Source organism: Paraburkholderia edwinii (assembly GCF_019428685.1).
GTDB lineage: Bacteria > Pseudomonadota > Gammaproteobacteria > Burkholderiales > Burkholderiaceae > Paraburkholderia > Paraburkholderia edwinii.
Map to the genome: position 1 here is coordinate 2,448,257 of NZ_CP080096.1, position 26,426 is coordinate 2,474,682.

15 protein-coding genes are annotated in these 26,426 nt (G+C 64.7%); 9 read left to right on the forward strand and 6 right to left on the reverse strand.

All coding sequences use genetic code 11. The annotated features are described in order from the left end of the window. Positions 1-375: 375 nt before the first annotated feature. The gene (locus KZJ38_RS32490) at positions 376-2,043 is read left to right on the forward strand and encodes a M85 family metallopeptidase (protein ID WP_219801138.1); all 1,668 of its coding nucleotides are present in this window, start codon (positions 376-378) and stop codon (positions 2,041-2,043) included. Here KZJ38_RS32490 and KZJ38_RS32495 read toward each other — a convergent pair whose 3' ends face one another. Beyond that, on the reverse strand, positions 2,044-12,102 hold the full coding sequence (locus tag KZJ38_RS32495; RefSeq protein WP_219801139.1) for an autotransporter-associated beta strand repeat-containing protein: 10,059 nt from the start codon (positions 12,100-12,102) through the stop codon (positions 2,044-2,046). A 565-nt stretch (positions 12,103-12,667) separates the two neighbouring features. On the opposite strand from KZJ38_RS32495, the gene KZJ38_RS32500 reads away from it, so the two are divergent. Continuing rightward, positions 12,668-12,997 carry a hypothetical protein gene (locus tag KZJ38_RS32500; protein ID WP_219801140.1) on the forward strand — a complete coding sequence of 110 codons (330 nt, stop codon included), beginning with the start codon at positions 12,668-12,670 and terminating at the stop codon, positions 12,995-12,997. Between the two features lie 42 nt (positions 12,998-13,039). On the opposite strand, the gene KZJ38_RS32505 is transcribed toward KZJ38_RS32500, so the two are convergent. The 4 genes from KZJ38_RS32505 to KZJ38_RS32520 form a co-directional block, all read right to left on the reverse strand. Beyond that, positions 13,040-14,002 carry a Csu type fimbrial protein gene (locus KZJ38_RS32505; protein WP_219801141.1) on the reverse strand — a complete coding sequence of 321 codons (963 nt, stop codon included), beginning with the start codon at positions 14,000-14,002 and terminating at the stop codon, positions 13,040-13,042. Beyond that, a complete protein-coding gene (locus KZJ38_RS32510) occupies positions 13,999-16,512 on the reverse strand; it encodes a fimbria/pilus outer membrane usher protein (protein ID WP_425518430.1) in 2,514 nt (837 codons plus the stop codon). The genes KZJ38_RS32505 and KZJ38_RS32510 overlap by 4 nt, the downstream gene beginning before the upstream one ends. 124 nt (positions 16,513-16,636) lie before the next feature. After that, positions 16,637-17,362 carry a fimbrial biogenesis chaperone gene (locus tag KZJ38_RS32515; protein WP_246641880.1) on the reverse strand — a complete coding sequence of 242 codons (726 nt, stop codon included), beginning with the start codon at positions 17,360-17,362 and terminating at the stop codon, positions 16,637-16,639. A gap of 1 nt (position 17,363) precedes the next feature. Beyond that, a complete protein-coding gene (locus KZJ38_RS32520) occupies positions 17,364-17,894 on the reverse strand; it encodes a Csu type fimbrial protein (RefSeq protein WP_219803764.1) in 531 nt (176 codons plus the stop codon). Between the two features lie 525 nt (positions 17,895-18,419). On the opposite strand from KZJ38_RS32520, the gene KZJ38_RS32525 reads away from it, so the two are divergent. The 7 genes from KZJ38_RS32525 (at position 18,420) to KZJ38_RS32555 (ending at position 25,583) form a co-directional block, all read left to right on the forward strand. Continuing rightward, positions 18,420-19,307 (forward strand): IclR family transcriptional regulator, encoded by an 888-nt coding sequence (locus tag KZJ38_RS32525; protein WP_219801142.1) that lies wholly within the window; start codon positions 18,420-18,422, stop codon positions 19,305-19,307. A 2-nt stretch (positions 19,308-19,309) separates the two neighbouring features. Then, the gene (locus KZJ38_RS32530) at positions 19,310-20,623 is read left to right on the forward strand and encodes an MFS transporter (RefSeq protein ID WP_246641881.1); all 1,314 of its coding nucleotides are present in this window, start codon (positions 19,310-19,312) and stop codon (positions 20,621-20,623) included. Positions 20,624-20,659: 36 nt separating this feature from the next. Further along, entirely contained in the window at positions 20,660-21,685 is a 1,026-nt protein-coding gene (locus KZJ38_RS32535; RefSeq protein ID WP_219801143.1) for an amidohydrolase family protein, read from the forward strand. A gap of 14 nt (positions 21,686-21,699) precedes the next feature. Then, a complete protein-coding gene (gene ligK, locus KZJ38_RS32540; protein ID WP_219801144.1) occupies positions 21,700-22,383 on the forward strand; it encodes a 4-carboxy-4-hydroxy-2-oxoadipate aldolase/oxaloacetate decarboxylase in 684 nt (227 codons plus the stop codon). Positions 22,384-22,492: 109 nt separating this feature from the next. Then, on the forward strand, positions 22,493-23,284 hold the full coding sequence (locus KZJ38_RS32545; protein ID WP_246641882.1) for a 2OG-Fe(II) oxygenase: 792 nt from the start codon (positions 22,493-22,495) through the stop codon (positions 23,282-23,284). A gap of 257 nt (positions 23,285-23,541) precedes the next feature. Then, the gene (locus KZJ38_RS32550) at positions 23,542-24,783 is read left to right on the forward strand and encodes an MFS transporter (protein ID WP_219801145.1); all 1,242 of its coding nucleotides are present in this window, start codon (positions 23,542-23,544) and stop codon (positions 24,781-24,783) included. A 215-nt stretch (positions 24,784-24,998) separates the two neighbouring features. Continuing rightward, positions 24,999-25,583: a CGNR zinc finger domain-containing protein gene (locus tag KZJ38_RS32555; RefSeq protein WP_219801146.1), complete on the forward strand. Its 585-nt coding sequence runs from the start codon at positions 24,999-25,001 to the stop codon at positions 25,581-25,583. A 67-nt stretch (positions 25,584-25,650) separates the two neighbouring features. Here the strand turns inward: KZJ38_RS32555 and KZJ38_RS32560 are convergent, their stop codons facing one another. Further along, positions 25,651-26,244 (reverse strand): CGNR zinc finger domain-containing protein, encoded by a 594-nt coding sequence (locus tag KZJ38_RS32560; protein WP_219801147.1) that lies wholly within the window; start codon positions 26,242-26,244, stop codon positions 25,651-25,653. Between the last annotated feature and the right edge of the window lie 182 nt (positions 26,245-26,426).

A 26,426-nucleotide genomic window follows, 5' to 3' on the forward strand; every position in this document is an offset into this window, starting at 1 on the left:
GTCATCGATTTGTCACAATTCTGTTTGCCTTTGTTATGCAATGGTTAAGCGATGGAAATGCATCGCCTTTGGCCGACGCGTTGAATTACTTTCAACGCTTTTACGCAAGTCGATTAGCTGTCAGGCAAAGGGGCTTTTCAGAATTTCCATGCAAGCCGGCCGGAAATCGCGTTATTCGGGCAACGCGAGTTATCGCCGGAATGGCCAGGCCAGCTGGCGATAGAAGGCGCGCGAGCACCTGACAGATATGTCCATTACCTCGTGCATGCATATCGCATAACAATGGTGCCTGACGCAACCTTTCTGCGCCGCGGCGGCATGCCGCCATCTATTCCGTCAACACTAATCATTCGTCATCCTTAAATTAAATCCAGCATGTTGAACACAACACTAGGCCGCTGGTCTGCGGCAAGCCATTTCGGCACCGAATCGGACTCCTTCGCGCCGAACCAACCGACGCCGCCACCGGCCAAAAGCAAACCACCGGTCCGGAGCAAACCATCGGTCGGGAGCAGCAAGACGGCGGCGCCGACAACACCGACGCGTGTCAAACGCGACGATTCCGCACCCAAGCCATCGTCCGATGGCTTTGCGGACTACGTAACACGTCTCGGCAAGCAAACGCCGCTGACCGCCGAACAGATGCTCAAGTCTCGCGCCGACATCATGCATTCGGTCCTTGCTAGCCGGGACAGACTCGCGGACCGGCAGACGACCGACGCGATCGGCAACACACTGCTCGATGCCCTGACGCGGTCGCCGACGTTCCAGGCTCTCGTCAGTTATAACCTGCACCACGACGGCGAATTCCTTCAAGACCTCAGATACAGGAACGTGTACACGCGCGATTCCCAATATCAGGGCCAACGAAAGGAGATCAGCGACCTGAGGCTCTCCGATCTGCAATCGCCAGACCCGGCAGGGCGGCTGCCCATCGCTTCCATTCCCTCAACCGAGGCGGGTTATGGAGCCAACAACGTTCCCTATATCAGTGTCGGGGCCGCGCCGGATGCCGATCATCCTGCCTATCAACAATGGCAGGAGATTCTGATTCACGAGGTCGTTCACCACTTGACCGGCGCCGACGATCCCCCCGAAAACTTGCAGCAAGACCACCTCGGGCCGACGGAGAACCTTGCACAGGCCATAGGACGCGAGATGGGCTGGAATCTCCCGCAATTTAACGGCTACGCCGCTACGAATCGCATTGCGCACCTCGACCAGACCAATCGGACAGGCATCGTTGACGCCGCGCAGCGCCATGCCGGCCACGACCGTGGGTTTTTTGAGCGACTGGCAGATGTCAGCGGCAACATGAACGCCAGCGCGGATTTTCACGAACTCGATCCGCCAGGGGCCGCCGGTGGCGCTGCCCATAACGCGTCACTTGCGCCGGAAAATGGTATTACGGCGGAAGATCTCGCGCGATTGCGATTCCATGATGGAGAGGTGTCGTTTCTGCCCTTTGCTGAAAGCGCTCCCGCGGGCAAGCCCGATGGCTACCAGAGCGCGTATGCGGCGAGCAGCGCGCCCTGGGACACGCAGGCTCGCTTCTTTCAGTACGGCGAGCCGGTGGGCGGCAATCCGCACGTCAGGCAATTCGACTTCCCGGACGGCAGCAAGACCGTCATCACCGCGTATCAGCCGACACTGGCCTGGAGCGACCTGACCTCAGCCGAGAAGGTCGCGACGGAGGTCGGTACGACGGCGGCCGGCGCCGTCATCGGATACGTCGGCAGCGGCTTTAACCCGAATGGAGCGTACGTTGGGGGCGCCGCCGGCTTCGCCATCGGAAAAGCCATTGCAGACAAGTATCCCTACGATCGCATCTGGCAGGGCTACAAGATCCAGACCTTCAACAAAGGCGAGACGTCGCCATCCTACGAACAGTACATGTACGCATGGGACAATAGCCCACTCAGGGTGGGCTTACTGTCGAGACTGCCTGATGCAAGTCTGTATCCCGATTACGCGGACTCGCCCCCCGACCAATACTCTTCCTATTGGAAGTGGAAAACGGGTGACGCACCGGCACGCACCTGATCAGAATTTCCACGCAAACCGGCCGGAAATCGCGTTATCGTGCGAGCCGCCTCCGTACTGCCCGCTATACGCCACACCAAGCGTGACGTTCTTCGCGAGGTTCGCGTCGACGCCGAGTTCGACCACCGCGGTATCGCGCGCGATCGGCACGCCCGCAACGTCGAACGACGAGCCGCCGCTCACGAACGCCAGCGTCGAGGTCGGCTGCGTATTGCCGAACGCGTGCCGCCAGCCCGCCATCGCATGCGCGCTGAACGCGGCAAGCGGCAACGCGCCAAGGCGTGTCGCGACGCGCAAGCCCAGGGTCGAAAAGCCGATGTTGTCGGTTTCGCCGTTGCCGCGCAGCGCGCTGTCGCCGCCGTTTTCGGTAAAGCCGTCGGTATGCAGGTTCACATAGGCAAGACCCGCAAACGGCTCGATCGCGAAGCGGTTGAACGGCACCGCATAGCCGACCTCGCCGAATACCTGCGCGGTCTTCGCGTCGTAATCCGAACTATCGTGATCGCTGAAGCCGGTGAAGGACGGGTACCGGTCCATGCCGATATCGTTCCATGAATACGAGGCGCCGAGACGCACGCCAAGCGGTCCGTATTGCGCGCCGCCATACATCGCGATGTGGTAGCTGTCGACCGACGCCGATGAATTGAGATCGTTGTCCACCGAGCTGTGCGCGAAGCCGCCGGCCAGACCGACGCGCCACGTATCGTTGAGCGCCATGTCCGCGCCGCCGATAAACCCGGCCGTGCTGCGGTCGATACCCGAGGCGTTGCTGTTGCCGGCGAGCTTGCTGTTGGCGCCATAGGCCTGGGCCCAGACCACCGGCTGATACGGCCGGCTGTCGACGCATGCATCGCTCGAGCCGCCGTGCAACGCGCTGTTCGCATCTTTGGCGTTGTTGGGCAGCGCGCCTTGCGCGAGCCGACTGTCGCATAGCGCGGAGCCCGCCGACAACGCGGAGAGCGGCCCGCTGGTCGGCGCAAGTCCTTCGCGGATGCGGTCCGTCACGGCATCGCGCAGGTAGCGGCTGTCGAGCAGCAGCATGCTTTGCGTGCTCGCGTGCAATTCGCCGTCGAGCATGTCGAAGGCGTTGCGAGCGGTCGGCGCATCGGTCGACAGCACGGCGGGCAGCAGCGTGTCGCCGCCCGTGAACGGCACGGTGGCGAGCGCCGCGCCGACCGATGCCTGGTTCGGCGTATTCGCAACCGATGCGAGCGCCTGGCCGTTCGGCTGCAGCGTCACATACACGTGCGTCGCGTCATACGTGAGCGTCGGCGAGAGGAACGCGAGGTTCGTCGTCGTGCCCTCGAAGGCGCCGGACACGCCGCCCGCCGCGCTAACCACCGGGTAGGCAACCGACGGCGTATAGATGCCCTGCCCCGCCGCCACCTGCACCGTGCCGCCGCCGAGCGTCGCCGCGCCGCCGGCGTCGACCGAGCCGCTTTGCTGCGGCGAGACGCCGACCTGCAGCGTCGAGCCCGGGTCGAACGTGACGCCGCGGACGACATTGATACCCTGACCCGGCTGCGATGCGCTAGCGGTCGCGCCGCTGCGAACGATCAGGTCTCCAACCGTTCCTGTACCCGTCAGCGTCGCGCCGGTCTGCACGGTTACCGCGGAATTCGCGGCCGAACCGGTGACGGCGAGCGTGCCGGCCGCGACCGTGGTCGGGCCGCTGTACGTGTTCGTCCCGCTTAGCGTCAGCGTATCGCTGCCCGCTTTGGTCAGCGAACCGGCGCCGCTCAAGGTGCCACCGAACGTGCCGCCGCCGTCGACGGTCAGGTTCGCGCTGCCGAGGTTGATCGCCGCATTGGCAAGGCCGTTCAAGGCGCTCAGCGTCAGGTTCAGCGGCGGCTGACCCACCGTGCCGACGTTCAGCATGCCGCCGTTCATCGTCAGGCCGCCGGTGCCGAGCGCGCCGCTCGAGGCGAGCGTCAGCGTGCCGCTGTTGACGACCGTGCCGCCCGAGAACGTGTTGTTTCCCGCCAGCGTGAGATCGGCTGCGCCGTTCTTGATCAGGCCGCCCATGCCCGACACGATGCCCGACAGCGTGGTGTCCGCGCTGCCGACGATGGTTGCAGTTGCAACGAGATTGACCGGATTGGACAGGTTCACCGGCACGGCCGCATCGAGCGTCGCGGGCGCGGCGACGGTCAGCGCGCCGGTGCCGAGCGCCGCATCGTTGCCGATGATGAGCTTGCCGCCGGTCAGCGTCGTGCCGCCGCTGAATGTATTCGCGGACATCAGGAACTGCGTGCTCGCGCCGGCCTTCACGAGACCGCCGGTTCCCGAGATCGTGCCGTCGAATGTGCCGTCCGAGCCGCCGCCGAGCGTCAGCGTATTCGCGCCGAGCGTCACGTTGGTGCCCGCCGTGCCCGATAGCGAACCGATAGTCGGCGTGGCGGGTGTGCCGCCCGTGCCGGTCGCGCCGCTGATGTCGAGTGCCGTGCCCGCGTTCGCGAGATTCACGTTGGTCGCGGCCGATAGCGTGCCCGCGCCGGCCAGCGCGAGCGTGCCGGCATCGACGGTGGTCGCGCCGGTGTACGTGCTTGCGCCGGTCAGTGTTTCGGTGCCGGCGCCAACCTTCGTGATGCCGCCGCCCGCGCCGGCGATGCTGCCGGCGAACGTGCCGTCGGTCGCCGCGCCGACGGTCAGCGTGTTCGCGCCGAGGTTGACCGTGCCGCCGCCCGTCAGCGTGCCGAAGGTCTGCTGGCCGCTGCCCGCCGACAGATCGAAGGTCGCGCCGTTCGCAATATCGACGATGCCGCTTGCGGCGAGGCTCGCGTTCGCGCCAAGCGCGAGCGTGCCCGCGTTGATGGTGGTGCCGCCCGTATAAGTGTTCGCGCCATTCAGCGTCAGCGTGGCGGCGCCGTCCTTCGTCAAGCCGCCTGTGCCGGACAGCGCGCCGTTCAGTGTGAGGTCGTTCGAGCCTTGCACTGTGAGGCCCGCGTTCAGTGCGATATTGTTGGCCAGCGCAGCCGCGGTGCTGCTGTCGAGCGTCGCCGCGCCGTTCACCGTCAGCGCGCCGGTACCGAGCGCCGTATTGCTGCCGACGATCAGTCCTCCTGCGTTCAACGTCGTGCCGCCGCTATAGGTATTGTTGCCGCTCAATGTCTCGACGCCCGTGCCGTTCTTGACGAGACCACCGGTGCCCGTCACGTTCCCCGCGAGCGTCTGGTTCGTCGCATCGCCGAACGCAAGCGTGTTGTTGCCGAGCGCAATCGCGCTGCCCGCGACGCCCGCCAAGGCGCCGACCGTCTGATTACCCGCCGCGGCGCTGATATCGAATGCCGCGCCCGCGCCGGCGAGATTGAGCGCGCTGCCCGACGCAAGGCTACCGACGCCCGACAACGCAAGCGTGCCGGCGTCGATGGTCGTACCGCCCGTGTAGGTGTTCGCGCCCGTCAGCGTTTCAGTGCCGGCGCCCGCCTTGACGATACCGCCCGTGCCGCCGATCGAACCGGCGAAGGTCTGGTTCGTCGCGTCGCCGAAGGTCAGCGTGTTCGCGCCGAGCGTCACGTCGCCGCCGCTGCCGGCCAGCGCGCCGATCGTCTGGTTCGCGCCCGATGCGCTGATATCGAAGCCGGTGCCCGGGCCGTTCAGGGTCACCGCGCCGCTTGACGCGAGGCTGCCGCCCGCGCCGAGCGCAAGCGTGCCCGCATCAATCGTCGTGCCGCCGGTGAAGGTGTTCGCGCCCGTCAGCGTTTCGGTGCCGGTGCCGACCTTGACGAGACTGCCGCTGCCGCCGATCGAGCCGCTGAACGTGCCGTCGGTCGCATCGCCGAGCGTCAGCTCGTTCGCGCCGAGGTTGATCGTGCCGCCGCCCGTCAGCGTGCCGAAGGTCTGCTGGCCGTTGCCGGCCGAGAGGTCGAAGGTCGCGCCCGTGGCGACGTTCACGATGCCGCTTGCGGCAAGGCTGGCGTTGGCGCCGAGCGCGAGCGTGCCGGCATTGACCTGCGTGCCGCCCGTGTAGGTGTTGGTGCCGTTCAAGGTCAGTGTCGCGGCGCCGTCCTTGGTCAGGCCGCCGGTGCCCGAGATCGCGCCGTTCATGGTGAGATCGTTCGAGCCCAATACCGTGAGCCCGGCATTCAGCACGACGTCATTGCCGAGCGCGACCGCGGTGCTGCTATCGAGTGTGGATGAACCGTCGACGCTCAGCGTGCCCGTACCGAGCGCCGCGTTGCTGCCGACAATCAATCCTCCCGCGTTCAACGTCGTGCCGCCGCTATAGGTGTTGTTGCCGCTCAACGTCTCGACGCCCGTGCCGTTCTTGATGAGACCGCCGGTGCCCGTCACGTTCCCCGCGAGCGTCTGGTTCGTCGCATCGCCGAACGTGAGCGAGTTGCCGCCGAGCGCGACCGTGCTGCCCGCCGCGCTCGACAGCGCGCCAACCGTCTGGCTCGCGGCCGCCCCGCTGATATCGAGTGCCGCGCCCGCGCCGGCCACGTTGACCGCGCCGCCGGCCGCGAGACTGCCGTTGCCCGCGATCGCGAGCGTGCCCGCGTTGATCGTCGTGCCGCCCGTGTAGGTGTTCGCGCCTGATAGCGTTTGTGTTCCGCTGCCCTGTTTGACGAGGCCGCCGGTTCCGTCGATCGTTCCGCCGAACGTGGTGTTCGCGGCATCGCCGAGCGTCAGCGTATTCGCGCCGAGCGTCACGTTCGTGCCCGCGACGCCGCTTAATGCGCCGATCGTCGGCGCGGCGGTCGCAGCGCTGACATCGAGGCCCGCGCCTGCGTTCGCGAGATTCACATCGGTCGATGACGACAGACTGCCCGCGCCCGACAACGCAAGCGTGCCCGCGTCGACAGTCGTCGAACCGGTGAACGTGTTCGCGCTGGTCAGCGTTTGCGTGCCGCTGCCCTGCTTGACGATGCCGCCCGTGCCGCTGATCGTGCCGCCGAACGTCTGATCGGCCGCCGTGCCGAACGTCAGCGTGTTGGCGCCGAGCACCACGTTGCCTGCCGCGCCGGACAGATCGCCGATCGTCTGGATACCTGACGATGCGCCGCTGATGTCGAAGGTTGAGGTCGGCCCAGTCAGCGTCACGGCGCCCGTCGACGCGAGACTGCCGCCGGCGACGATCGCGAGCGTGCCGTTCGCGATCGTCGTGCCGCCCGTGAAGGTGTTCGCGCCCGTCAATGTTTCGATGCCGGCGCCGTCCTTGACGATGCCGCCCGTGCCGCCGATCGCGCCCGCGAAGGTCTGGTCGGTCGCATCGCCGAACGTCAGCGTATTCGCGCCGAGCGTCACCGTGCCGCCGACGCCGCTCAACGCGCCGATCGTCTGGTCCGCGCCCGATGCGCTGATATCGAAGCCCGAAGCGAGTCCGTTCAGCGCGACCGCGCCGTTCGAGGCCAGCGTGCCGCCCGCGCCGAGCGCGAGCGTACCGGCGTCGATCGCGGTGCCGCCCGTGAAGGTGTTCGTGCCGGTCAGCGTCTCGGTGCCGGTGCCGACTTTGACGAGACTGCCGCTGCCGCCGATCGAGCCGCTGAAGGTGCCGTTGTTTGTATCGCCGAGCGTCAGCACATTGGCGCCGAGATTGATCGTGCCGCCGCCCGTCAGCGTGCCGAAACTCTGCTGGCCGTTGCCCGCCGAGAGGTCGAAGATCGCGCCGGTCGCGACGTCGACGATGCCGCTTGCCGCGAGGCTCGCATTGGCGCCGAGTGCGAGCGTGCCCGCGTTGACCTGCGTGCCGCCCGTGTAGGTATTGGTGCCGTTCAGCGTCAGTGTGGCGGCGCCGTTTTTCGTGAGGCCGCCGGTGCCCGAGAGCGCGCCGTTCAAGGTCAGATCGTTCGAGCCGAGTACCGTGAGGCCCGCATTGAGCACGACGTTATTCACGAGCGCGGCGGCCGTGCTGCTATCGAGCGTGGCCGCGCCGCCGACCGTCAGCGTGCCCGTACCAAGCGCCGAATTGCTGCCGACGATCAGTCCTCCTGCGTTCAACGTCGTGCCGCCGCTATAGCTGTTGTTGCCCGCCAGCGTTTCGACGCCTGCCCCCTGTTTGACGAGACCGCCCGTGCCGGTAATGTCGCTCGCGAGCGTCTGGTTCGTCGCATCGCCGAAGCTCAATGTGTTCGCGCCGAGCGCAAGCGTGCTACCGCCCACGCCCGACAAGGCGCCGATCGTCTGATTCGCGCTCGCCGCACTGATGTCGAAGCCGGCGCCGACGCCCGCAAGTGTCACCCCGCCGCCGGCCGCGAGACTGCCGCCCGCGCCGAGCGCAAGCGTGCCCGCGTTGATCGTCGTGCCGCCGGTATACGCGTTCGCGCCGCTCAACGTTTCGGTACCGCTGCCCGCTTTGATCAAACCGCCGGTGCCGCCGATCGTCCCCGCGAACGTGCCGTTTGCCGCGTCGCCCAACGTCAGCGTATTCGCGCCAAGCGTGACGCTCGTACCGGCCGCGCCGTTGAGCGCGCCGATCGCCGGCGCCGTCGTCGTGCCGCTCACATCGAGCGTGGCGCCCGGGTTTGACAGCGTCACATCGGTCGACGACGACAGGTTGCCGACGCCCGTTAGCGCGAGCGTGCCTGCGTTGACGTTAACCGGCCCGGTGAACGTATTCGCGCCGGCGAGCGTCAGCGTGGCCGCGCCGTTCTTCGTCAAACCGCCCGCACCTGACAGCGCGCCGTTCAACGTCACGTTGTTCGAACCGAGCACCGTGAGGCCCGCGTTCAACGCGATGTTGTTCGCGAGCGCGATCGCGCTGCTCGCGTCGAGCGTCGCATTACCGCCGACCGTCAGCGCGCCCGTGCCCAGCGACGCGTTGTTGCCGAGAACCAGCCCGCCCGCGTTGAGCGTCGTGCCGCCGCTATAGCTGTTCGCACCGGCGAGCGTTTCGACGCCGGCCCCCTGTTTGACGAGGCCACCCGTGCCGCTAATCGTGCCCGAGAAGGTCTGATTGGTGCCGTCGCCGAACGTCAGTGTGTTGCCGCCCAGAGCGACCGTGCCACCCGCGACGCCCGACAGCGCGCCGACGGTCTGGTTCGCGCCCGATGTGCTGATATCGAAGCCCGCGCCGGCGCCGGCCAGCGCCACGCCGCCACCAGCCGCGAGGCTGCCGCCTGCGCCGAGCGCGAGCGTGCCCGCATTGATCGTCGTGCCGCCCGTGTAGGTGTTCACGCCCGTCAGCGTTTGGGTGCCGCTGCCCGCTTTGATCAAACCGCCGGTGCCGCCGATGGTGCCCGCGTAGGCCGCGTTCGCCGCGCTGCCGATGGTGAGCGACTGCGCGCCGAGCGATACCGCGCTGCCCGCTACGCCGGTCAGCGTGCCGATCGTGCGGTTACCGGTCGCACCGCTGATATCGAAGCCGGCGCCAGCGTTCGCGAGGTTCAGGTTGGTGGCCGACGCGAGCGCGCCGCTGCCGGCTAGCGCGAGCGTGCCCGCATTGATCGTGGTTGCGCCGGTGAACGCGTTCGCGCCGGTCAGCGTTTCAGTGCCGGTGCCCTGCTTGACGATGCCGCCCGTGCCGCTGATGCTGCCCGCGAAGGTCTGGTTCGTCGCATTGCCGAAGGTCAGCGTGTTCGCGCCGAGCGACACGCTGCCGCCGGTTCCCGCGAGCGCGCCGATGGTCTGATTCGCGCCCGACGCGCTGATGTCGAAGGTCGCGCCCGCGCCGCCCAAAGTGACGTTGCCGGCCGACGCGAGGCTCGCGCCCGCGCCGAGCGACAGCGTGCCCGCGTTGACCGTCGTGCCGCCCGTATACGTGTTCACGCCCGTCAGCGTCGCCACACCGGTGCCCTGCTTGACGAGCCCGCCGGTGCCACTCACCACGCCGTTGAATACGCGATTGGTCGTATCGCCGAACGTCAGCGAATTCGCGCCGAGCGCGATCGAACTGCCGGCGGCGCCGATCAGCGCGCCGATCGTGCGCGCGCCGTTCGCGCCGCTCAGGTCGAGCGTGCTGCCCGTGTTCGTCAGGTTCACCGCGCCGGTCGTCGCAAGCGCGCCGTTGCCCGATAGCGCGAGTGTGCCGGCGCCGATCGTCGTGCCGCCCGTGTAGGTGTTCGCGCCGCTGAAGGCCTGGGTGCCCGTGCCGAGTTTCGTGATGCCGCCCGTGCCGGAGATCGCGCCGGCAAACGTCTGATTCGTGCTGTCGCCGGCGCTCAGCGAATTGGCGCCGAGCAACACGCTGCTGCCGGCCACACCCGACAGTCCGGCGAGCGTGCGCGCGCCGCTGGCGGCGCTGATATCGAGCGCCGCGCCCGTGCCTGACAGATTCACCGCGCCGGTCGTCGCGAGCGTGCCGCTGCCCGACAACGCGAGTGTGCCCGCGCCGATCGTCGTGCCGCCGGTGAACGTGTTCGCGCCGCTCAATGTTTCCGTGCCCGTGCCCTGCTTGACGATGCCGCCCGTGCCGCTGATCGTGCCCGCGAAGGTCTGGTTCGTCGCATTGCCGAACGTCAGCGAGCGAGCGCCGAGCAGCACGTTCCCGGTGCTGCCCGCGAGCGCACCGATCGTCTGGTTCGCGCTCGCGCCGCTGATATCGAGCGTCGTGCCCGCGGCAAGCGTCACGGCGCCCGTCGGCGCGAGCACGCCGCCCACGCCGACCGCAAGCGTGCCGGCATTGAGCAACGTGCCGCCGCTATATGAATTGATGCCCGTCAGCGTGACCGTGGCCGCGCCGTTTTTCGCGAGCGTGCCGGCCCCGCCGATTGCGCCGCTCAAGGTCGTCGCGTTCGAGCCGCCGAGCGTGAGCGTATTGCCGCTGCCGATATTGACCGCGTTCGCCAGCGTGAGGCCCGCGGTGTTCGTATCGAGCGCCGCGGCGCCGCCGACGTTGACCGCGCCGGTGCCAAGGGCTGCGTTGTTGCCCGCGATCAGCGTGCCGGCGTTGAGGTTCGTGCCGCCGCTATAGGTGTTCACGCCCGTCAGCGTCAATGCACCCGCGCCGGAATTCGTCAGCGTGCCGCTGCCGGTCGCGACACCGGACAGCGTCAACGGGTTCGCGCTCTGCACGATCAGCCCGCCGGTGCCGAACAGCAACGCATTGTTGAGATTGAGCCCGGCCACCGAGGTTTGCAGCGCGCCGCCGGTTGCCGTGATCGTGCCGGTGCCGAGCGCCACCGCGTTGTCGATACTGACCACCGAACCGCTCGCGAGTGTCGCGTCGCCGGCGGTGGACGCGCCCGACAGCGCCCACGTGCCGCTATCGACGGCCAGATGCTGGAAGTTGATGTAGTTGGAATTCGATAGCGAGCCGGTTGCCGGGCCGCCCGCCGCCTGTTGCAGATGCAGTGTGTTGTTGCCGCCCGCGCCGCCGTCGACGATACCGGCTGCCGCAAAGCCGATCGATAGGCCGACCACGCCGAGAATATTGCCGCTGACGCCGGCGCCGGGCACCACCGACGAGCCGGTGCGCGCGTTGAAGGTATTGGTCGCGCCCGCGCCCAGCGACACGCTGCCGACGATCTGGCCGGCATTGGTGAACGTGTTGCCGAGACCCGTCGTGCCGGGCGCCTGGAACGCGATGCGCCCGCTGACCGTGCCGGTGCTGGTATTCGTGAAGTTGACCTGGCCGCCGCCGTACACGGCAACCGTCGGCATATCGCCGACACCGACGGTCCCGCTGACCAGCGCGGTCGAGCCCATCAGCCCTGAGTTCGTGATGGTGCTCACGCCACCCGTGCCGTTCTGCACGACAAGCGCGAGTCCGGTCAGCCCGGCCAGATTGACGCCGAGCACACCGCTCGTGCCCTTCATCGTGCCGCTGTTATTGATGTTGACGGTACTGGCCGCCGCATTGCCGATCACCGCGCCGCTCGACAGGATGCTGATCGTACCGAGCAGTGACGGGTCGATCGTGCCCGCGTTGTTCAGCGTCACGTTGTTGCCGCTCAGCGACAGTGCCGTTCCCCCGACGCCGAGCAGCACGCCGAGCGTACTCGTCGAATCGGCATTGACGGTCAGGCCGCTGGCGGTACTCGAGAAACTCGGTGCGAGAGGATTGGCGGCTCCGGTGCAGGTAACGGTCGCGCCGGCTATGGTACATACAGCGTTTGCGTCGCGAATACCGGCAAAACCCGACAGCACCAGCGCGGCGATTAATGCCGCGATTTTCCGCATAATCCATTCTTTTTTACCGGTCATGTCTTTCACGGCGCCCTCTGTCTTAAAGGTTCTTATTGCTTGCGATTCGGCTTGAGATTCAGCTTGCGATTCGAATCGGATAAAGACGGATTTCAACGGCAAACAGAATCTCCTGTCTCCCCCGGTAAAGGCAGACACGGTTGCGCCCGACGCGGGCACCAGGCGGCGGCAAAGCCCGGCCGGCGGCGGCGTCAGAAGACGCTGTCAGTAAATGAGGAATTCGGTGTAGTACTAGTTAATGCTCAAGCCATTTTTCAATAAACTTTACGATAACATTCGTCAGCATATACAACTGTGGCTTTACCGCAAGAGATAAATCCCCAGTTTTATCGAACGTTGTTAAACGGCATATCGGATCAAGTAAATATTTTCCACTCTTATAAATAAGCTGGTACGAATGACTTAATCGTCGATGGTGTTTTCAATTGAATGGCCGGTAATAGCGTCACTGGAGATGCGGCGCGGATCGTTTGACTCAGGACTACCGCAGATCGCGCTGCGGGCCTAGAATTCCGCCTGTATCGAAAACTGCGTCGACCTCATGCGTGCTTCCCTTGCCTCAGTTGCCACCGGCTTTGCCCTCGCCGTTGCCGGCGCCTTGCCGTTCGCGGCGTTACCCGTGCCCACGCAGTGCGCCGAACTCGCGTCGATTGCAGTGAGTCTCGTGATTCCGCAAACCTGCGTGATTGCATCGGAACCTCGCGTATCCGAACCCGGCCTCGCTCAAGGCGTATCGCGGCCTGTCGTTACTTGCATGCACAACGAACCGTACGGCATCGCGCAAATGCCGCTCGACCCGACCGATGCCGCCTCCACGTTGCAGCTCGCGGCGCCCGGCACGCGTGCCGCGGTCTGGACCGTCGGCTTCTAGGCACGCTACGCACTGCGCGCCGCTCGCTAACGACCCGAGCACTCAAAAACTGATCGTCGCGGTAATCGTGTCGCTATAGCTGCCCGGCGCCGGCGTCGACTGCGCGGGCACCTGTCCGTACACCGTGATGACCTGCTGATTGCCGCTGCCGCTGCCGGTCGCCATCGACGTGCCTGCGGTGCCGTCGCCCCATGTGGTCAGGCGCGTGGAGTCGAGATACAACTGATAGTTGACCGCTCCGCCGCCGCCCGAGCGCTGCATCTGGCGCGCGGCGACGTTGCCGCTCGAGCCGCCGTTCAACGCAATGCGAAAGGCGTCGCCATTCGTGCAGCGCGTGGTGATCGAACCGTTCGCATTGAGCGCAGCCTTCAGCACACCGGCCGGCGCAAAGCCGACATTGGTCGCCGTGATCGTGCAGTCGTTGATCACGTTCGCGCTCACGGTGAACGGGAACGAGCCGTTGCTCGTCGTCAGCGTCGGACAGGTTGGCCCAAGCAGCAGATAGAACGAGTAGTTAAGCGAAGTGTTCGCGGCCGTGACATTGCGCGTGTAAGTGGTGCTCGCGTTGTTGACGGTCGGCACGGTCGGCTGGTTCGCGGCGATCTGGCCGTAGACGGTTATGCTGGTCGTGAGCGTCGTGCCCGAGGGTTTGTTCATCGTCACCGAGATCGGCGTCCCGCCTGCGGTGGCGGATCCCCATTGAACGGTGCGGCCCGCATCGACGTACAGGTCGTAAAGCAGCTGGTTCGAGCCGTTGAGGAGCGAGCGCGGGCTCGGCGCGCTGAAATTCAGACATACGAGCACGCTCGGTGTCAGCGTCACGTCGGACCATGTGCACGTGATGTTGATCGTGCCGGTTGCCGCCACCGCGCCGAGACGGATCGGACTGACCGTGCCGAACACGAGGCCGGATGGACTCGCGCTGCAGGTTTCCGCTTGCGCATTTCCCGAGCACAACACGAGCGCAGCGAAGCACGCGAAGGCGATTAGCCAGCGGCGCGTCATGGAGTGCCTCCGCGCGCGGCCGGTCTTGCGGCGCGCGATGTTGCTTCGGTTGCTTCGGTTGCCTGGGTTGCCTGGGTCGCTTGGGTCGCTCCGGTTGCTTCGTTCGTATGCCGTGCCGTGTCATCGGCATGTGCGCCGCCGGCCGCCTTGTGCACCTCGCAAACGAACGGACCGAGCGTCGGCAGCGAGCCGTCGCGCGGACGCATGTAGGCGAATTCGACCGTGCAATGTCCTGCACTGCTATCGATCTCGAGATGGTTGTCGGCCTGCAGTCCATCGACGAAGGTCAACCCGTCGTAGCCGACAATCGTGTCCCTGCCGCTTTCGACGTGATGCACGCGCGCGCCGGCCGGCAATACCGTGCCGTCAGGCAGCCGCAGCACAACCGAGGCGGCGCTGTAGCGCGTCACGCCAAAGCGCGCGAGCACGCCCGACTGGGCTTGCGGCACGAGATCCAGCGCCGTGTTGGCGATGCGCGCATCGGCCGGCAGCTTCATCGCATCGATGCCGACCTGGTTGTGCTGGTACGAGTTAAGGTCCGGAATCAGCAAGTGACCGCCGCCGTCGGTCATGCCGATGACGCGGTTCTCGTGCAGCACCGGAATGCCCGATACGCCGTCGGTCGAGACCAGTGCGAAGCCGTCGTCGATACGGCGCGACGGTTCGACCGCGCCATCCATCAGGACGACTGCGCCGTTCAGATCGAGCGATGCGCTCGTGCGTCCGTCGATGTTCTGGCCGACCGCGGTCGCTTGCCCGTAGCGTCCGAGATACTGCAGCTGCGCCTGGCGGAACGGCACCGCGCCCGCGCCGCCGGCCTGCACGCCCCAGCCCCAGCCACCGTTGTAATCGGGCGGCCGCAACGCGGTAACGTTGTAGCTCGACTCGCCGTTCTGCCGGCCGACCGTCGCGTTGACCGACGTGTTGTGGCCGAGCCCGATGCTCACGCTCACGAACACGCCGCGCGAATCGTGCTGGCTGAAATCCTGGTACGCGCTCGCGTTGATCGACGCGAGGTTGCCGAGGCTCACCATCCACGAAACGGAACCGATCTTCGACACCGGCGCACTGGGCATGCGAAAGCCGATGTAACTCAAGGCAAACGTCTGGCTGCCGAACACCGGCACCGACACGGTGACGCGATCGGTCGCGGTGGGCACCGGCGTGCCGTCGCGCGCGGCGAGATCGCCGTAGTTGCCGAAGGCGCGGATCGTCTGCGCATCGAAGGAAAAACGCGGCGTGATGTACTGATAGCCGAGGCTCGTCTGCACGCCGCCGAGGCGCCCCGCGCTCACGGCCAGCGCGCCGCTCAGCACGCCGCCCATGCCGAGCCGCACGAGCGCGCCGCCGCCCGCGTCGACGAGGCCGCCGGTCGCTTCGGCGTGCGCCTCGAGCGTCAGCATGTCGGTGACGCCGTGACGCATCGATGCGCTGACGGCCGGCGTCGTGTTGTAGCTGAACGATTCGATGCCGTAGTCGCGGCGCAGGAAACCCGCTTCGAACGAATAGCTCGACAGTCCCGCCGCGAGCAGCCGAGTATCGACATACAGCGGCACCGACGTCGACACCGTGCGGCCAAGCGCATCGCGCGTGACGACGGTAGCCTGTCCGGCGCCCGTGATGCCCGGCACGTCGTTGACGACGAACGGTCCGCTCGGCACGTTGCCGCTGAATTGCCGCACGCTGTTGATATACAGATCCACCGACGACGGCACGACGGCCGTGCCGAACAACGACGGCACCGGGAACGTCACGAGGTCCGGACGCAGCGCGAAGTTGCTGCGCCACTGGAAACCGGCCATACGGATCGAACGCGACCATTCGAGCGACGACGAGATCGTGTCGCCGATCTGTGTGGTCGTCAGCGTCGCCGGATTCGATTTGCTCCACGACGTGTCGTAGCGCGTGTAGCGCTCGTCGCCGGTGTACAGATACGCGACGCCCGTGTTGCTGAATACGCCGTGCGGATCGAAGTAGCGTTCTTCGGAATACAGCGCGAGCTGCGCGGACGTGTCCGACTGGAAGAACGCGTCGTAGTTGAACAGAAAGCCGCGCGAGGACGCCGCAGCCGGTGTCGGCGCGATCTCGCGCGAATCGAAGCGGTATGGCGTGCGAAGCGTGTCGGGCGCCGAGAGATCGATGGACTGTTGTGCGGCGTCGTATTCGTAGTGCAGGCCCGGAATCGCGTCGAGCCGCACTTCGTCGTTCGCGCCATAGCCGAGCTTGCCGATCGAGAAACCGAGCTGCTCGAGGTCGTGCGCCGACACGCTCAATTGTCCGTTCTGCTCGCGCAGATGCACGATCGACGACGTGCGTTGTCCGTTCACGGTCACTTCGAGATAGAGGTCGCGTGAGGCCGTGTCACGCGCGGTGGTTGGATGCTGCGTGTCATGCGGTTGTGCCAGTGCGTTTGGTATATCCGGTGTGCCCGGCGCGTTTGACAGGGTCGATGCGCCGGGCGCATCGGCCGCCGCGCGGACGCTCATCGTGCATCCCGCCGCCAGCGCCATCGCACAGATCGATTGGGCGAGACGTCCCGGGTGTCGTCGGTTGTTCATGCGTGGTATCGCGACCTGTCATGCCTCCCCTCCGTTGTGCCGCCGCGCGCTACGCCGTCGCGCCCTCGCTGCTGCGCTAGCCTCCCCGGTCGACGATCACCGGCGCCTGCGCCGGCTGCGTATTGATCGACGCGCGCACCTTGACCGCGCCGCCCACGTCCGCGTCGGCTGGCAGCGGCACCTGCCACTGACGGCTGCGGCCCGCGAGCGCATAGCCGAGCAGCCCATCGTTGATCTCGTAGACCCGGCCCGACGGCACAATGAGTTGCACCGTCGCGATCTGCGCGCGCCGCGTGCCTGCGTTGTCGACGCGCAGCAACCAGCTCTGGCCGCTCTTCATGAGCCGCCACGACAACTGCGGCTCGCCGGCGGGACCTGGTGGCTCGACGAATACCGGCACCGAATAGCGCAGGCGGATCGTCACGCCGTTTGTCGTCGCTGTGCCCGGCGGCGGCAACTCGTCGATCAGCAAGCGGTAGTTCTGCTCGCCGACGCCGCGCGGCGCGGCATGCACGAGGCGCACGAGCTGATCCGCGTGCGCCGGTATTTCGATCAGCGGCGGGCTCGCGAGCATGTCCTGGGTCGGCGTCAGCGCGTCGTCGCCCTGCTGCTGGTCCCAGCGAAACACGCGCACCTGCCCGTAGAGCGGCGTATCGCCGGGGTTGCTCAGCGTGATGCCGGTCGCGACCGTGTCGGCGCTCATCTCGACCGTGACGGGTGCGATTTGCAGCGTGGCCGCGTAGGCGGCGAACGGAATCGCGGTGAATACAAGCGCTGCGATGCAAAAGCGACACGCGCGCACGTTAGAAGTACACCGTTGCGGTCACGGTCGATTGATAGGTATCGGGTCGCGGTGTCGCCTGGGCCGGCACCTGGCCGAAGACCGTGATCGATTGCGCGGAGCCGCTGCCCGTGCCGGCGACGGTATTCGTGCCTTGCGTGTTGCCCCAGATCACCGTACGCCCGGCGTCCTGGTAAAGCTGGAAGCCGACGGTGGTCGTAGTGTTGCCGGTCGCGGTGCCGGCCAGCAGCCGGTTCGTGACCGACGACCCCGTTACATTGCCCGCGTCGAGGCCGACGTTATAAGGCGTCGTATTCGTGCAGGTTACGGCCACCGTGGTTTGCTGGTTAATGGCGGTGCCGAGAACGCCATTCGTGCCGAAAGCCAATGGATTCGCTGAAATCGAGCAATTAGCCTGCAATGTCAGCGTAACCGTGAAAGTGGCGGTTGCAGTACCGTTTGAATATACAGCGGCGCGCGCATCCCGTTCCGATGCGCCATTAACGAGGCATGCAACGACTAGCGCGAAAACAGCGCGTGACAGTTGCTTCATCATTCTTTTCTCTCCCGCGTGGCAAACAGAATGCATGCGGCGCGATCGACCGATGTTACGTCGCGATGTTAGTCGTGGTGTCACGTAGCAGCCTTACGCCCGCGATGCACCGCGCTGGCCGATACGTTCCGGGAACCCCCGAATCGACTTTATATGGTTCGGATCACCGATGGCAAATGTTTTTTTAATGCCTTCATGCATTATGTGTAATTGGTTATGCAATCCGGGTTATATCAAAATTGATTGGCAATTATTTACTGATTTTCAGCATGTCATGTGCAAAGCGGAAATTAATACATAAACAGTAAACCGGCATACTGTCTTGGGCAGCATTTAGCATTCCCTGGCGCGCTGCATTAATCGCGAATCTCGCGAATCGCCAATCGTTCGCGATGGCCGGCCTCCTGTTCCACTGAAACCGCACGGCACGCGTTTGACACCGGTCAAACGCGTGGTTTAGCATTGTTCCATCCAATGAATTTGTGTTCTATCTGATAGAACACATGAAATAAACGGGAGACCGCCATGGCTCGCAGCAGCGAGACCGCGCGCACGCCGCAGGGCGTGACGGCCAGCGGCATCGATGTGCTCGATCGCGCGGCGTCGATTCTCTTCGCGTTCCGGCGCGACGACGAACCGCTGACGCTCACTCAACTGTCGGAGCGCACAGGGCTCTACAAAAGCACGCTATCGCGGCTCGCGCAGGCGCTCTGTCATCACAATCTGCTGAACCGTCGCGACGACGGACGCTACTGGATCGGTCCGTCGATCATGCATCTGGGCGCGGTCTACGAGGCCGGCTTCGACCTGCGCGACGTGCTGCTGCCCATCATGAAAGCGCTCAACGTCGAGAGCGGCGAGGCGGTGTCGTTTCATGTGCGCGAGCGCGACCATCGCGTGTGCCTCTATCGCATTGCATCGCGCCATTCGATTCGCGCCGAAGTGCATCCGGGCGATGTGCAGTCGCTCGATCGCGGCGCCGGCGGCCGCGTGCTGCTCGCGTTTTCCGGCGAGTCCGGCGCGCTGTACGACGAGGTGCGCAGGCGCCATGTGTATCTGTCGATCGGCGAGCGCGACCCGGAAACGGCCGGTATTTCCGCGCCCGTGTTTCGCGTCGGGCAGGAACTGGTCGGCGCGCTCGGCATCGTCGGGCCGATCACGCGGATGGGCATCGACGAGATGGAGCGTTATCGCCCACGCCTTTTGCAGTTTGCGGCGCAGGCCACGGTTGCGCTCGGCGGCGACCCTGCGCCTTTGCTGGCCGCCGCCGCTACGCCGGCCACCGGAACTGCGCGGTCTGCTGCGTCCGGCGCTGCCTCGCCACACACGGGCGCCGATGCGCGCAAGCCGCGCGCGCGCCCCTCATCGAAGACAAGGCCTTCCCCTGCAAGCGGGAAAGCCGCGGGAGAATAAGCATGCTGAGCTGGTACAAGGATCTGACGAAGCCCGAAAAGCGCACATATTGGGCGTGCTTCAGCGGCTGGGGCCTCGACGCGATGGACACGCAGATGTACGCGCTCGCCATCCCGACGCTGATCGCGCTGTGGGGCATGACGCGCGGCGAGGCGGGCCTGCTCGGCACCACCGTGCTGATCATGGCGTCGCTCGGCGGCTGGATCGCAGGCATTCTGGCGGACCGCTATGGCCGCGTGCGCGTGCTGCAAATCACCATTCTGTGGTTCTCGCTGTTTACGCTCCTCTCGGCGTTTACGAATTCGTTCGAGCAACTGATGATTACGCGCGGCCTGCAAGGGCTCGGCTTCGGCGGCGAATGGGCCGTCGGCGCGGTGCTGATCAGCGAGACAATCCGCCCGCAGGTGCGCGGCCGCGCGGTCGGCTCGCTGCAGGCGGGCTGGGCCATCGGCTATGGCATCGCCGTCCTGCTTTCCACGCTGCTGTTCACCTCGCTCGCGCCGTCGCTGGCGTGGCGCGTACTGTTCGCGGTCGGCATCGTGCCGACGCTGCTCGTGTTGTGGATTCGCCGCCATATCGAAGAAGCGCCCGTGTTCGCGCAGAACCGCCGCGAACACGCGGCCGACCGCCCGAGCATCTGGGCCGTGTTCGAAGGGCCCACGCGCATGACCACCTTCAAGGCTATCCTGCTGACGTTCGGCATCTACGGCGGCAACTACGTGATGATCACGTGGCTGCCCGCGTATCTGAAGCTCGTGCTGCATCTGTCGATCACGAACATCGGCGGCTATCTGGCGATCAACATCCTCGGCTCGTTCGCCGGCGCGTTTCTCAATGGCTGGATGGCCGACCGTTTTGGGCGCCGCCGCACGTTTATCGTGATCGCGTGTCTGCAGGCCGTTGCGGTTGCAACCTATACGCTCGCACCGATCACGCTGCCTGTCACGCTCGTGCTCGGCTTCGTGCTCGGCACGCTGCAGTCGGGCACGGCGGCGGGCACCGGCGCCTATATCGCCGAGCTGTTTCCGACGCGTATCCGCGGCTCGGCGCAGGGGCTTTGCGGCAATGCGGGACGCGCGATCGGCGCGATCATGCCGACCATGGTCGGCATATTGAGCGCGAAGCTCGAGCTCGGCGCGGCCATGGGACTGTGCGCATGCGTGTCATATCTGCTGGTGGTGACCGCTGCGCTGATGCTGCCGGAAACGCGCGGACGCGACCTCACGCAGGTCAGCGACGACACGGCGCCGCCCGAAGATCACGTCACTCACGCGAGCCGAACGGCGAACCGCACGGACAATGCGGTGTCGCGCTAAAGCCCCTGTTTCAGGTGTTTATTCAAGGTTAGACGCATGATTATCGATATACACGGGCATTACACGACCGCGCCTAAAGCACTGGAAGTGTGGCGCAACCGCCAGATTGCCGCGCTCGGCAATCCTGCTGACATGCCGAAGCCGTCGGAACTGCATATCAGCGACGACGAACTGCGCGAATCGATCGAGACGAACCAGTTGCGCCTGATGCGCGAACGCGGACTGGACCTGACCGTGTTCAGCCCGCGCGCGAGTTTTATGGCGCATCACATCGGCGACTTTGCGGTGTCGAGCACATGGGCTGCGATCTGCAACGAACTGTGCTATCGCGTCAGCCACCTGTTTCCCGCGCATTTCATTCCCGCCGCGATGCTGCCGCAAAGCCCCGGTGTCGATGCGGCAACGTGCATTCCCGAACTCGTCAAATGCGTCGAGCAGTACGGCAATGTCGCGATCAATCTGAACCCCGACCCTTCCGGCGGACACTGGACGAGCCCGCCGCTCTCCGATCGCTACTGGTACCCGATCTACGAGAAGATGGTCGAGTACGACATTCCCGCGATGATTCATGTGAGCACGAGCTGCAACGCATGCTTCCATACCACGGGGGCGCACTACCTGAACGCGGACACGACGGCGTTCATGCAGTGCCTGACCTCGGACCTGTTCCGCGATTTCCCGACGCTGCGCTTCGTGATTCCGCATGGCGGCGGCGCGGTGCCCTACCATTGGGGCCGTTTTCGCGGGCTCGCGCAGGAGATGAAGAAGCCGCCGTTGCAGGAGCATCTGCTGAACAATATCTTCTTCGACACATGTGTCTATCATCAGCCCGGCATCGATCTGCTTACGCGCGTGATTCCCGTCGACAACATTCTGTTCGCGAGCGAAATGATCGGCGCGGTGCGCGGCATCGATCCGCAGACGCATCACTACTTCGACGATACGAAGCGCTATGTCGAAGCCGCGGATGTGAACCCCGAAGAACGCCACCTGATTTATGAGGGCAATGCGCGGCGCGTCTATCCGCGCCTGAATGCCGCTCTTCTCGCTCAAGGCCGCTAAACAGGACACTCACCATGTACGAAATCGGAGTCGTTTATCGCAACATAGCGCGCGCGGACAGCCGCGTCGCGGACGCTCTCGGCGCACTCGGCAGCGCCACCGTGCACGAAGCGATGGGCCGCACGGGCCTCATGAAGCCGTATATGCGCCCGATCTATACGGGGGCGCACGCATGGGGCACGGCGGTCACGGTGCTGCTGCATCCCGGCGATAACTGGATGCTGCATGTCGCCGCCGAACAGATCCAGCCCGGCGATTTCGTCGTGGCGGCCGTCACGGCCGATTGCACCGACGGCTACTTCGGCGACCTGCTCGCGACGAGCTTCAAGGCGCGCGGCGCGCGCGGACTGATCATCGATGCGGGCGTGCGCGACGTGACCGTGCTGACCGAGATGGGCTTTCCCGTGTGGAGCAAGGCAATTTCGGCCAAAGGCACGATCAAGGCGACGCTCGGTTCCGTCAATGTGCCGGTGGTATGCGCGGGCGCGCTGGTGAACCCCGGCGACGTGATCGTTGCCGATCAGGACGGTGTGGTGGCCGTGCCGTACGCCAACGCGCTGCAGACGCTCGAAAAAGCGAGCGCGCGGGAAGCGAACGAAGCGGAAAAGCGCGCGAAGCTCGCATCAGGCGTGCTTGGTCTCGATATGTACCAGATGCGCGAGCCGCTCAAAACACTTGGCCTGCGGTATATCGACTGAACCGCTTGCATCGAATTGGAGCGCAAGAGCCGGAGTGTGCGCACCTCATCGCATCGGTAAACTAGGCTTTCAACAGTGAAAGTCTGGACAACGATTCGGAAGGTGCCATATGAACATCGCCATGCAGGGCACGCGGCGCGGCGCTAGCGCCGCGGATGACGTCGCGGTTGACGTCGCTGCTCACGCTTCAGGCCGGCCCATCGGCGCACGTGTTGCGTCGCTCGACTGGCCGCGCATTGAAGACGAACTCGACAACTTCGGCTGCGCAACTGCCGCCGGCCTGCTCGACCCGCAAGAGTGCGATCGGCTCGCGCAGCTTTACACGCAAGACGATATCTTCCGTTCGCGCGTCGTGATGGAGCGGCATGGCTTCGGGCGCGGCGAATACAAATACTTCGCGTACCCGCTGCCCGACATCATCGGCACATTGCGCGGCGCGCTCTACCCTCACCTCGTCAGCGTCGCGAATCGCTGGAACAAGGCACTGCGTATCGACGTGCGCTATCCGTCGTCGCATCGAGAGTTTATCAAGCGCTGCCACGACGCCCGACAGACGCGACCGACGCCGCTGCTGCTTCAATACGAGGCGGGCGATTACAACTGTTTGCACCAGGATCTCTACGGCGAGCATGTTTTTCCGATTCAGGTCGCGATCCTGTTGTCGGAACCCGGCAAGGACTTTACCGGCGGCGAATTCGTGATGACCGAACAGCGTCCGCGCATGCAGTCGCGCGCGGAGGTCGTACCGCTTAACAAGGGCGATGCCGTGATTTTTACCGTCAATAGCCGGCCCGTGCAGGGTACGCGTGGCATTTACCGCGTGAATTTGCGTCATGGTGTTAGCCGCCTGCGTGCGGGGCATCGGCACACGGTTGGCGTGATTTTTCACGACGCGCTGTGACGGGAGGGGCGGCGTGCCTTCCTGTCACGCCTCTTCCCGTCCTCGCATTTCCTCTCACAAAAGGGCGTGCAGATTTTCTGGTTACCTGAAGGAATGTGACCGACAATACGATTGATCACAACCATTGATCATGGCGCTTTGGGAGTCAGTCTGGGAATAGAACAGGGTCTTCGCCCGTTCGGCACTTAATACACGGCTAACGTGTTTTAACTGGAGCACCGCGTATGTCGAATGCTCCGCTCAGTCCCAGGAACAGAATGGCTCATGTTACGAAAACACCGGCGTTCGATCGCCGGGTATGGTTACTGGCCCTTGCCTTTTTCGCAATCGGCACGGATTTCAATGTTGTTTCGGGTATCCTGCCGTCGCTTGCGCGAAGTCTCGATGTCAGCGTGCCGGCGGCGGGCCAGGTCGTCAGCACTTACGCGCTGTTTTACGCAGTATGCGCGCCGGTGCTCGCCGGGCTAACCGCACATATCCCGCGCAAACCGCTCATCGTCATATCGCTGACCGCGTTTGCACTGGCCAACGCGGCGTCCGCCCTGTCTCCAAACTACGCATTCCTGATCGGCACGCGTATCGTCGCGGCCTTCGCCGCGAGCGTGTTCTCGCCCGCGGCTTACGGTCTTGCCGCGACGCTTGCAAGAGCGGATCGGCGAGGTGCCGCATTGTCAGCGGCCCTATCGGGCATCACGATCTCGCTCGTAGTCGGCGTGCCGATCGGCGCCTACATCGGTAACCGCTTCGGCTGGCCGGCTACCTTCTGGTTCGTCACCGCGCTCACGCTGATCGGCGCAGCGGGACTCGCCATGCGCCTGCCGCACGTCGACACACCCGCTACAGCGCAAGCGCCAGGCCTTGCCGCACGCTTTGCGCCTCTAGCCAATCGCGAGGTGCTGCTTGGCATGGCGCCTTCGCTTGTCTGGTATGTGGCAATGTTTGCGCTTTTCACCTATCTCGGCGCCGCCATGACCGAGCGGGGCATGACGAAGGAAGAGCTTAGCGTGATATATGGTGCGTTCGGCGTGGGCTGCCTGTTCGGCAATCATATCGGCGGAAAGCTAAGCGACTGGTTCGGATCGCAGCGCATCGTCGCGATTGCGCTCGTCCTGCAGATTGCGAACCTTGTCTGGTTAGGCCTCGCCGGGTCGTCGCTCATCGCAAACGCCTGTTCGGTGGCGATTTACGGCATGAACATGTGGTTTCTGTTTCCCGCACAACAAAGCCGGCTGCTTTCGATCGCGCCACAACATGGGCCGCTGGTCCTCGCTTTGAACAATTCGACGATGTATCTCGGTGGAGCGATCGGATCGGCAGCGAGCGCGCTGCTAATTCGACACGGTATTGCGACCGCGCAATTGCCCTGGGTGTCGTGTGCGTTGTTCTTTGCGGGACTGGTGCTCTTTGCGTTGTGTTCGTGGGCGTTGAGGCGCGATGCGCTGCGCGGCCGACAACCCGCGGGCGGTGGCAAATCGCCGAACCAATCGGTGCGCAACTAGCACCGATATACAGCTACCCGCATGACCGGGTGCCGGCCATCCGACGCCGGCGCCCTTCCACCCGTCTGTTTCCCCACGACACGGCTCGCTCGCGTTCCCCGCCCTTTCCCAAACGCCTTCGTCGCTCACTGGTGTAGAGCGCGATTTCGTGTAACTTGTCATCTCAAAATTTAGCAGTTACGCTTTGCGAATAGTCTGCTACTGGAGAACCCGTTATGCCAGCCGAATCCGCAACACTATCCGACGACACCGTGCTCGATTTCCTCAACACGTCTGCATCCGACGAGACGCGTTCCAACGAGTATTTCAAGAGCGATCAGCACGTTCTCCAGTGGATGCAGGCAAATCGCCTCATCACTTCGGCGACGCTGCCGTCATTCACGGAAGGCACGCTGGTCAACGCCGCGCGCTCGCTTAGAGAGGCGATCAGAAAAACGCTGTTCCAGCGGAAAGCAGGCCTGAGAGTGAACGTCGGATTGCTCAACGCGTTTTTAATGCAGGGTCACTACCGGCTTAATCTGGTCAGACAATCGAACGGCCAGGTGCGCCTTATGCACGAATACGGACATTCGACGCCGGAGCAATTTCTCGCGCAAATCGCCAACGCGGCGGCCGAGATGCTGGCAGCCGGCGACTTCACGTTAATCAGGAAATGTGAGTCCGATACCTGCTCGCTATGGTTTTACGACCGAACCAAGGCTCACCGGCGCCGCTGGTGCAGCATGGCCAGATGCGGAAATCGCCGCAAGGTGGCGGCGTATCGCGCGCGCCGCAAAGGCGACGATGGCGGGATGGCGTGATCCGATTGCAGGCTCTATAGCAGGGAGGCGGCATGCCCGCCCCTGCACGTGCCCCGCACCGGCCCGCTCATTCCTGTTCGACAAGGCCGCCGCAAAGCAGCCGCGTGCGAAAACGGGCTGCCTTCTGGCGGTTCCCGCATATCGTCATGTTGCACCAGCGCCGCCGGTGCGATTTCGTTCTGTCGTAGAACCACAATGGACAGTCTGGCGATTCGCACTGGCGAACCAGCAGAAAATCGCCGCGAACCAGCAGCTCCGCGGCCGCGATCGCGACAGGCACCAGCACCTGCGTCGGCGTCTGCGCAGGGAACCGGTATAGCGCATTCAAATTGCCTGCCTCGTCCTCCACAAGCTCCATCTGATAGCTGCCGGCGCCCAATACCCAGTTGAGCAGCCCGGTGTCCACAAGCTGGCCCAGCTTGCGCTGCAACACCAGCTGACGCACGTTTTCCCGCAATTGCCGCGCCTCGGTCGCAAGGCCGCGATAAATGCCGTCCTCGCGCATGACGACCATCTCGAGCAAACCGGTTCGCTCGAGCCAGGCAAGCACATCTTCGTCGGATTGAAACAGATCCAGCAACTGCCCGTTACGCGGCACAACGGTATTCAGGAATTCGAGCACCGCGTCCTGTGCGCGCACTGATGCCAATGGCGAAGCCATTGAATCCTCCACAAAAATGAACCGTGACTGTAACTGTTAACACAGTATTTGACAAGTTACGCTCATAATGAATCAACACCCGTGCGCATGATTTTTTTAGCATAGGTCTACGGTACATCTCAACAGAAAGATTCAAATTGGTTTTTAAGGTATGAGCGCGCGCTCATACCTTCTGCTCATAC

Coding starts and splice junctions, on each gene's coding strand:
- KZJ38_RS32490 (WP_219801138.1), top strand. CDS start 376: ATGTTGAACACAACACTAGGCCGCTGGTCTGCGGCAAGCCATTTCGGC.
- KZJ38_RS32495 (WP_219801139.1), bottom strand. CDS start 12,102: ATGCGGAAAATCGCGGCATTAATCGCCGCGCTGGTGCTGTCGGGTTTT.
- KZJ38_RS32500 (WP_219801140.1), top strand. CDS start 12,668: ATGCGTGCTTCCCTTGCCTCAGTTGCCACCGGCTTTGCCCTCGCCGTT.
- KZJ38_RS32505 (WP_219801141.1), bottom strand. CDS start 14,002: ATGACGCGCCGCTGGCTAATCGCCTTCGCGTGCTTCGCTGCGCTCGTG.
- KZJ38_RS32510 (WP_425518430.1), bottom strand. CDS start 16,512: ATGGCGCTGGCGGCGGGATGCACGATGAGCGTCCGCGCGGCGGCCGAT.
- KZJ38_RS32520 (WP_219803764.1), bottom strand. CDS start 17,894: ATGAAGCAACTGTCACGCGCTGTTTTCGCGCTAGTCGTTGCATGCCTC.
- KZJ38_RS32525 (WP_219801142.1), top strand. CDS start 18,420: ATGGCTCGCAGCAGCGAGACCGCGCGCACGCCGCAGGGCGTGACGGCC.
- KZJ38_RS32530 (WP_246641881.1), top strand. CDS start 19,310: ATGCTGAGCTGGTACAAGGATCTGACGAAGCCCGAAAAGCGCACATAT.
- KZJ38_RS32535 (WP_219801143.1), top strand. CDS start 20,660: ATGATTATCGATATACACGGGCATTACACGACCGCGCCTAAAGCACTG.
- ligK (WP_219801144.1), top strand. CDS start 21,700: ATGTACGAAATCGGAGTCGTTTATCGCAACATAGCGCGCGCGGACAGC.
- KZJ38_RS32545 (WP_246641882.1), top strand. CDS start 22,493: ATGAACATCGCCATGCAGGGCACGCGGCGCGGCGCTAGCGCCGCGGAT.
- KZJ38_RS32550 (WP_219801145.1), top strand. CDS start 23,542: ATGGCTCATGTTACGAAAACACCGGCGTTCGATCGCCGGGTATGGTTA.
- KZJ38_RS32555 (WP_219801146.1), top strand. CDS start 24,999: ATGCCAGCCGAATCCGCAACACTATCCGACGACACCGTGCTCGATTTC.
- KZJ38_RS32560 (WP_219801147.1), bottom strand. CDS start 26,244: ATGGCTTCGCCATTGGCATCAGTGCGCGCACAGGACGCGGTGCTCGAA.